Below are 5,843 nucleotides of genomic sequence, written 5' to 3' on the forward strand. Positions count from 1 at the left end.
CCACGGCCGGCAGGCCCTGCAGGGCGCGTTCGACCGCCGTGCGTGCGCGCCCCGCCGTGACCAGCAGCCGCGTGCGCGCGGGCCCCTGTGCGAGCTGGCGCAGCAGGTCCGGCAGGCCGGCCGGCTCGTAGCAGAACAGGCTGATGAGCCGCTCCTGCGGCGCAAGCACGATGGAATGGCCGGTGAGCCAGGCCGTCCGGTCGAATTCGGCCTGCCGCGGCAACAGGTCGCGCTCGCGCAGCAGGCCGCCCGTCTTCGCCGTGAAGCCGGGGTAGAAGAAGTGCTTGCGCAGCCCCGCGCCCGGCCCGGCCATCACCGGCGAGGGCAGGCCGTGGCTGCGTTCCACGTACGGCTCGGCCGAGAGGTATTCCAGGTTGATCCAGGGCGGCTGCCGGCCGTCGTGCGCGGTCTTGCGCGCCAGCGCCGCGACGAAGGACAGCGGCGGGTCGCAGCCGAAGGCTTCCACCACCACGTCGCCGGGCTCGCGCGTCGCCACGTCGCCGGTCCAGGCGATCACCTCGACGCGCGCGTGCCCTCGCGGCGCCATCCAGGCCAGTGCCGATCCGTCGTCCACCCACAGCCGCACGGCATCGCCGCGCACGGCCAGTTCCGCGCACAGGCGCCAGCACACGCCGATGTCGCCGTGGTTGTCGATGACCTTGCAGAAGATGTCCCAGAGCATGCGCCTCGGATAATAGGGGCATGTCCCATTCCGATGAGCTGCTGGCGCAAGTGGCGGCGCTGCCGGCGCTGCCCGGCGTCTACCGCTACTACGACGCCGAGGGCGGCGTGCTGTACGTGGGCAAGGCGCGCAACCTGAAGAAGCGCGTCTCCAGCTACTTCCAGAAGAACCACGGCGGCACGCGCATCGGCCACATGATCGGCAAGATCGCGCGGCTGGACACGACCGTGGTGCGCTCCGAAGCCGAAGCGCTGCTGCTGGAGAACAACCTCATCAAGTCGCTGGCGCCGCGCTACAACATCCTGTTTCGCGACGACAAGAGCTACCCCTACCTCAAGATCACCGGCGCGCCCGACAAGGTGGGCTTCGCCGGCAACGGCCAAGCCGGCCATTCGGCCGCGGTGTTTCCGCGCGTGGCGTACTACCGCGGCGCGGTGGACCGCAAGCACCGCTACTTCGGCCCGTACCCCAGCGCCTGGGCGGTGAAGGAATCGATCCAGCTGCTGCAGAAGGTGTTCCGCCTGCGCACCTGCGAGGACACGGTGTTCGCCAACCGCACGCGGCCCTGCCTGCTCTACCAGATCAAGCGCTGCTCGGGCCCGTGCGTGAACCTGGTGGCGCCCGAGGACTACCGCCACGATGTGCACAACGCCGAGGCGTTCCTGCGCGGCGAGGCGCATGCGGTGCTGCAGGAGCTGGAGCGCCGCATGATGGACCACGCCGACAAGCTGGAGTTCGAGCAGGCGGCGGAGCTGCGCAACCGCATGAGCGCGCTGTCCAAGGTGCTGCACCAGCAGTCGGTGGAGACCTCGTCCGACAAGGACGCCGACATCCTGGCGGTGAAGGTGCAGGGCGGCAAGGCCTGCGTCAACCTGGCCATGGTGCGGGGCGGCCGCCACCTGGGCGACCGCGCGTACTTTCCCAGCCACGTGGAGGATGCCACGGCGCTGCAGGGCTTCGACGACAGCGCCGACGCCGCGCCGGCGCAGCCGGTGGAAGTGCAAGTGCTGGAGGCCTTCATCGCGCAGCACTACATCGGCGCGGCGCCGCCGGCCGCGCTGATCACCAGCCACCCGGTCGGCCGCGATCTGGTCGAAGCGCTGTCGCAGCAGACCGGCGTGAAGATCGGCGCCGTGCACAACCCGCGCGAGCAGCGCCGGCTGTGGCTGGAGATGGCGCAGCAGAACGCGGACATCCAGCTGGCGCGGCTGCTGGCCGAGGAAGGCTCGCAGCAGGCGCGCACCCGCGCGCTGGTGGATGCGCTGGACCTGGCGCCCGACAACCTGGACACCTTCCGCATCGAGTGTTTCGACATCTCGCACACCGCTGGCGAGGCGACGCAGGCGTCCTGCGTGGTGTTCCACCGCCACCAGATGCAGAACCGCGAGTACCGCCGCTACAACATCGACGGCATCACGCCCGGCGACGACTACGCCGCCATGCGGCAGGTGCTCTCGCGCCGCTACGCCAAGCTGGCGCAGTCCGGCCGCGACACGCCGGACGCGACGCCGCCGGAGGAGGAAGCGCCGGCGCCGCAGGAAGAAATTCCAGTGCTCGTAGCCGAGCCAGCCGTTGCGGCCGAGGCAACAGCGGACAGCCCCGCCGCGAAGAAGCCCGGCGGCGGCGGCAGCGCTTTGCGCCTGCCCGACCTCGTGCTGGTGGACGGCGGCCGCGGCCAGGTCAGCATGGCGCGCGAGGTCTTTGCCGAGCTCGGGCTGGACCTGTCGGTGATCGTCGGCGTGGAAAAGGGCGAGGGCCGCAAGGTTGGCCTGGAAGAGCTCGTGTTCGCCGACGGGCGCGAAAAAGCCTCCCTCGGGCGCGATTCGGCGGCGCTGATGCTGGTGGCGCAGATCCGCGACGAGGCGCACCGCTTCGCCATCACCGGCATGCGCGCGCGCCGCGCCCGGATTCGCGTGGGCGGCAGCAGCCTGGAGGAGATTCCGGGCATCGGCGCGAAGAAACGCGCGCGCCTGCTGCAGCGCTTCGGCGGCGTGCGCGGCGTGGCGGCGGCCAGCGTGGAGGACATCGCCACGGTGGAAGGCGTCTCGCGCGAGCTGGCCGAACAGATCTACCGGGCGCTGCATTGAAGCCCCGCATTCCGGCCCGGGCCCGGCGCTCCACCTAGAATGGCGCCAACCATGTTCTTCACGATCCCGACCATCTTCACCTGGACGCGCATCGTCGCGATTCCGCTGATCATCGGGGTCTTCTACCTGGGCCTGCAGACCGGCACGCAGAACCTGGTCGCCACGGTGATGTTCGTGGTGTTCGCGCTGACCGACTGGCTCGACGGCTTCCTGGCGCGCAAGCTGAACCAGGCGTCATCGTTCGGCGCCTTCCTCGACCCGGTGGCCGACAAGTTCCTGGTTTGCGCCTCGCTGCTGGTGCTGGTGCACCTGAAACGCGCCGACGTGTTCGTGGCGCTCATCATCATCGGCCGCGAGATCGCGATCTCGGCGCTGCGCGAATGGATGGCGCAGATCGGCGCGTCCAAGAGCGTGGCGGTGCACATGCTGGGCAAGGTGAAGACCACCGTGCAGATGGTCGCCATCCCGTTCCTGCTGTTCGACGGCATGCTGTTCGGCGTGATCGACACCGGCACCTGGGGCCTGGTGCTGATCTGGATCGCGGCCGTGCTCACCGTCTGGTCGATGGTGTACTACCTGCAGAAGGCCTTGCCGGAAATCCGCAAGCGCGTGCCCCGGTAAGCGGCAATGACGGATTCCTCGCGGCACGCCGCGGCGCGTGCCATTCCCGCCGTTTTCGTACTCATCTGGAGCACCGGCTTTATCGTGGCGCGCTTCGGCATGCCCCAGTCGCCGCCGATGAAATTCCTGGCGCTGCGCTACGCACTGTCGGTCGCGTGCTTCGCCGTGTGGGCCTTGGCCGCGCGCGTGGCCTGGCCCAGGGACCGCAGGCAGGTCGGCCACCTGGCCGTCATTGGCGTGCTGATGCACGCCGGCTACCTGGGCGGCGTGTGGTCGGCCGTCAAGCTGGGCATGGGCGCCGGCCTGGTGGCGCTGCTGGTCGGGCTGCAGCCGGTGCTCACGGCGGTGTGGGTGTCCGCGCGCGGCGGCGCCGTCAGCGGCCGGCAATGGGGCGGCTTGGCTCTGGGCCTGGGCGGCCTCACGCTGGTGGTGTGGCAAAAGCTCGGGCTGGGCGAGATCCATCCGCTCAACCTGATGCTGTCGATGGGCGCGCTGGTCGCCATCACCGCCGGCACGCTCTACCAGAAGCGTTTTCTCGCGCCCTGCGACGTGCGCGCCGCCAGCCTGGTGCAACTGGCCGCGGCTTTCCTGGTCACGCTGCCGCTGGCGCTGCTGGAAAACGAAGCCATGCGCTGGAACCATGAATTGATCGGCGCGATGGCCTGGTCGGTGCTGGTGCTGACCCTGGGCGGCAGCTCATTGCTGTACTTGCTGATCCAGCGCGGCGCGGCCACGGCGGTTGCCAGCCTGCTGTACCTGGTGCCGCCCACCACGGCGCTGATGGCCTGGGCGCTGTTTCGCGAACCGATCACCTGGCTGACGGTGCTGGGCATGGGCCTGGCGGCGGTCGGCGTGAGCCTGGTGGTACGCGCGCCGGCACGCGGCTGACGGGCGCAAAATCGTGCCGATGTTCCAGGGTTTCCAGCCGTTCACCACCGAGCGCGACGGTGTCGCGCTGCGCGCCTGGGCGGGCGGCAGCGGCGAACCCTTGCTGCTGCTGCATGGCCATCCGCAGACGCACATGATGTGGCACCGCGTGGCCGACGGCCTGGCGCGGCATTTCAGCGTCGTCGCCATGGACCTGCGCGGCTACGGCGACTCCGGCCGGCCGCCGGCGGGCGAGGGCAGCATCGCGTACTCGAAGCGCGAGATGGCGCAGGATGCACTGGCGGTGATGAATGCCCGCGGTTTCACGCGCTTCAAGGTGCTGGCGCACGACCGCGGCGCGCGCGTGGCGCACCGCCTCGCCGCCGATGCACCGGATGCGGTGTCGCGCCTGATGCTGCTGGACATCGCGCCCACGCTCGCCATGTACGCGCAGACCGATGACGCTTTCGCCCGCGCGTACTGGCACTGGTTCTTCCTGATCCAGCCGCCGCCGCTGCCGGAGGCATTGATCGAATCCGACCCCGCGCGCTTCGTGCGCAGCGTGATGGGCGCGCGCCATGCGGGGCTGGCCGCGTTCGCGCCCGAGGCACTCGCCGAGTACGTGCGCTGCGCCAGCCTGCCGAACACGGCGCAGGCAATCTGCGCCGACTACCGCGCCAGCGCCGGCATCGACCTGGAACACGACCGCGCCGACGTCGCGGCCGGGCGCCTGCTCGCGCAGCCGCTGCGCGTGCTGTGGGGCGAGCACGGCACGGTCGGCCGCTGCTTCGACGTGCCGGCGCTGTGGCGCGAGCGTGCGTCGAACGTCACCGGCGCAAGCCTGCCCTGCGGGCACTACATCGCGGAAGAAGCGCCAGAGCTCCTGCTGCGCGAAGCCATCGAATTTCTGAGGAACACAACATGAGCAAGAAGCGCATCGCGGTCATCGCCGGCGACGGCATCGGCAAGGAAGTCATGCCCGAGGGCATCCGCGTGATGGACGCGGCGGCACGCAAGTTCGGCATCGACCTGGCGTTCGACCACTTCGACTTCTCCAGCTGGGACTACTGCGAGAAGCACGGCAAGATGCTGCCCGACGACTGGAAGGACCAGATCGGCGGCCACGACGCCATCTACTTCGGCGCGGTCGGCTGGCCCGAGAAAATCGCCGACCACGTGTCGCTGTGGGGCTCGCTGCTGCTGTTTCGCCGCGAGTTCGACCAGTACGTCAACCTGCGCCCGGCGCGGCTGATGCCCGGCATCGTCGCGCCGGTGGTGCGGCGCGACGGCAGCGCGCGCGCGCCCGGCGAGATCGACATGTACATCGTGCGCGAGAACACCGAGGGCGAGTATTCCAGCATCGGCGGTCGCATGTACGCCGGCACGCCGCGCGAGATCGTGATGCAGGAAACGGTGATGTCGCGCATCGGCGTGGACCGCGTGCTGAAGTTCGCCTTCGAGCTAGTGTCCTGTCCCGTAAATAACAGGCATTAATCGTGCTTGCTCTTGCGGTATCTTTCGAGCGGAGATACGCAATGAGAACGGGCAGGCCAAAGGCGGATTTGATCTTGTCGGACGAGGAGCGT

General features: G+C 69.5%; 5 protein-coding genes and 1 pseudogene. 5 read left to right on the plus strand and 1 reads right to left on the minus strand.

Going from position 1 to position 5,843, the window contains the following annotated elements:
* On the minus strand, positions 1 to 682 hold a 682-nt coding region (earP, locus tag H0U68_RS16635), incomplete at its 3' end, for an elongation factor P maturation arginine rhamnosyltransferase EarP (RefSeq protein ID WP_296357568.1).
* 20 nt (positions 683 to 702) lie between these two features.
* On the opposite strand from earP, the gene uvrC reads away from it, so the two are divergent.
* The 5 genes and pseudogenes from uvrC to H0U68_RS16660 all read left to right on the plus strand — a co-directional run.
* Positions 703 to 2,769: an excinuclease ABC subunit UvrC gene (gene uvrC, locus H0U68_RS16640; RefSeq protein ID WP_296357569.1), complete on the plus strand. Its 2,067-nt coding sequence runs from the start codon at positions 703 to 705 to the stop codon at positions 2,767 to 2,769.
* A 51-nt stretch (positions 2,770 to 2,820) separates the two neighbouring features.
* On the plus strand, positions 2,821 to 3,390 hold the full coding sequence (gene pgsA, locus H0U68_RS16645; protein WP_296357571.1) for a CDP-diacylglycerol--glycerol-3-phosphate 3-phosphatidyltransferase: 570 nt from the start codon (positions 2,821 to 2,823) through the stop codon (positions 3,388 to 3,390).
* Positions 3,391 to 3,396: 6 nt separating this feature from the next.
* Entirely contained in the window at positions 3,397 to 4,278 is an 882-nt protein-coding gene (locus H0U68_RS16650) for a DMT family transporter (RefSeq protein ID WP_296357573.1), read from the plus strand.
* Positions 4,279 to 4,297: 19 nt separating this feature from the next.
* The gene (locus H0U68_RS16655; protein ID WP_296357575.1) at positions 4,298 to 5,182 is read left to right on the plus strand and encodes an alpha/beta hydrolase; all 885 of its coding nucleotides are present in this window, start codon (positions 4,298 to 4,300) and stop codon (positions 5,180 to 5,182) included.
* Positions 5,179 to 5,721: pseudogene (locus tag H0U68_RS16660) on the plus strand (isocitrate/isopropylmalate family dehydrogenase); the annotation flags it as partial. The gene H0U68_RS16655 and the pseudogene H0U68_RS16660, both read left to right, overlap by 4 nt.
* Positions 5,722 to 5,843: the final 122 nt, after the last annotated feature.

Source organism: Ramlibacter sp. (assembly GCF_013697775.1).
Taxonomy (GTDB): Bacteria; Pseudomonadota; Gammaproteobacteria; order Burkholderiales; family Burkholderiaceae_C; genus Ramlibacter.

Bases quoted from the DNA above. Each gene is read 5' to 3' on its own strand.
- uvrC (WP_296357569.1), top strand. From the start codon at position 703: ATGTCCCATTCCGATGAGCTGCTGGCGCAAGTGGCGGCGCTGCCGGCG.
- pgsA (WP_296357571.1), top strand. From the start codon at position 2,821: ATGTTCTTCACGATCCCGACCATCTTCACCTGGACGCGCATCGTCGCG.
- H0U68_RS16650 (WP_296357573.1), top strand. From the start codon at position 3,397: ATGACGGATTCCTCGCGGCACGCCGCGGCGCGTGCCATTCCCGCCGTT.
- H0U68_RS16655 (WP_296357575.1), top strand. From the start codon at position 4,298: ATGTTCCAGGGTTTCCAGCCGTTCACCACCGAGCGCGACGGTGTCGCG.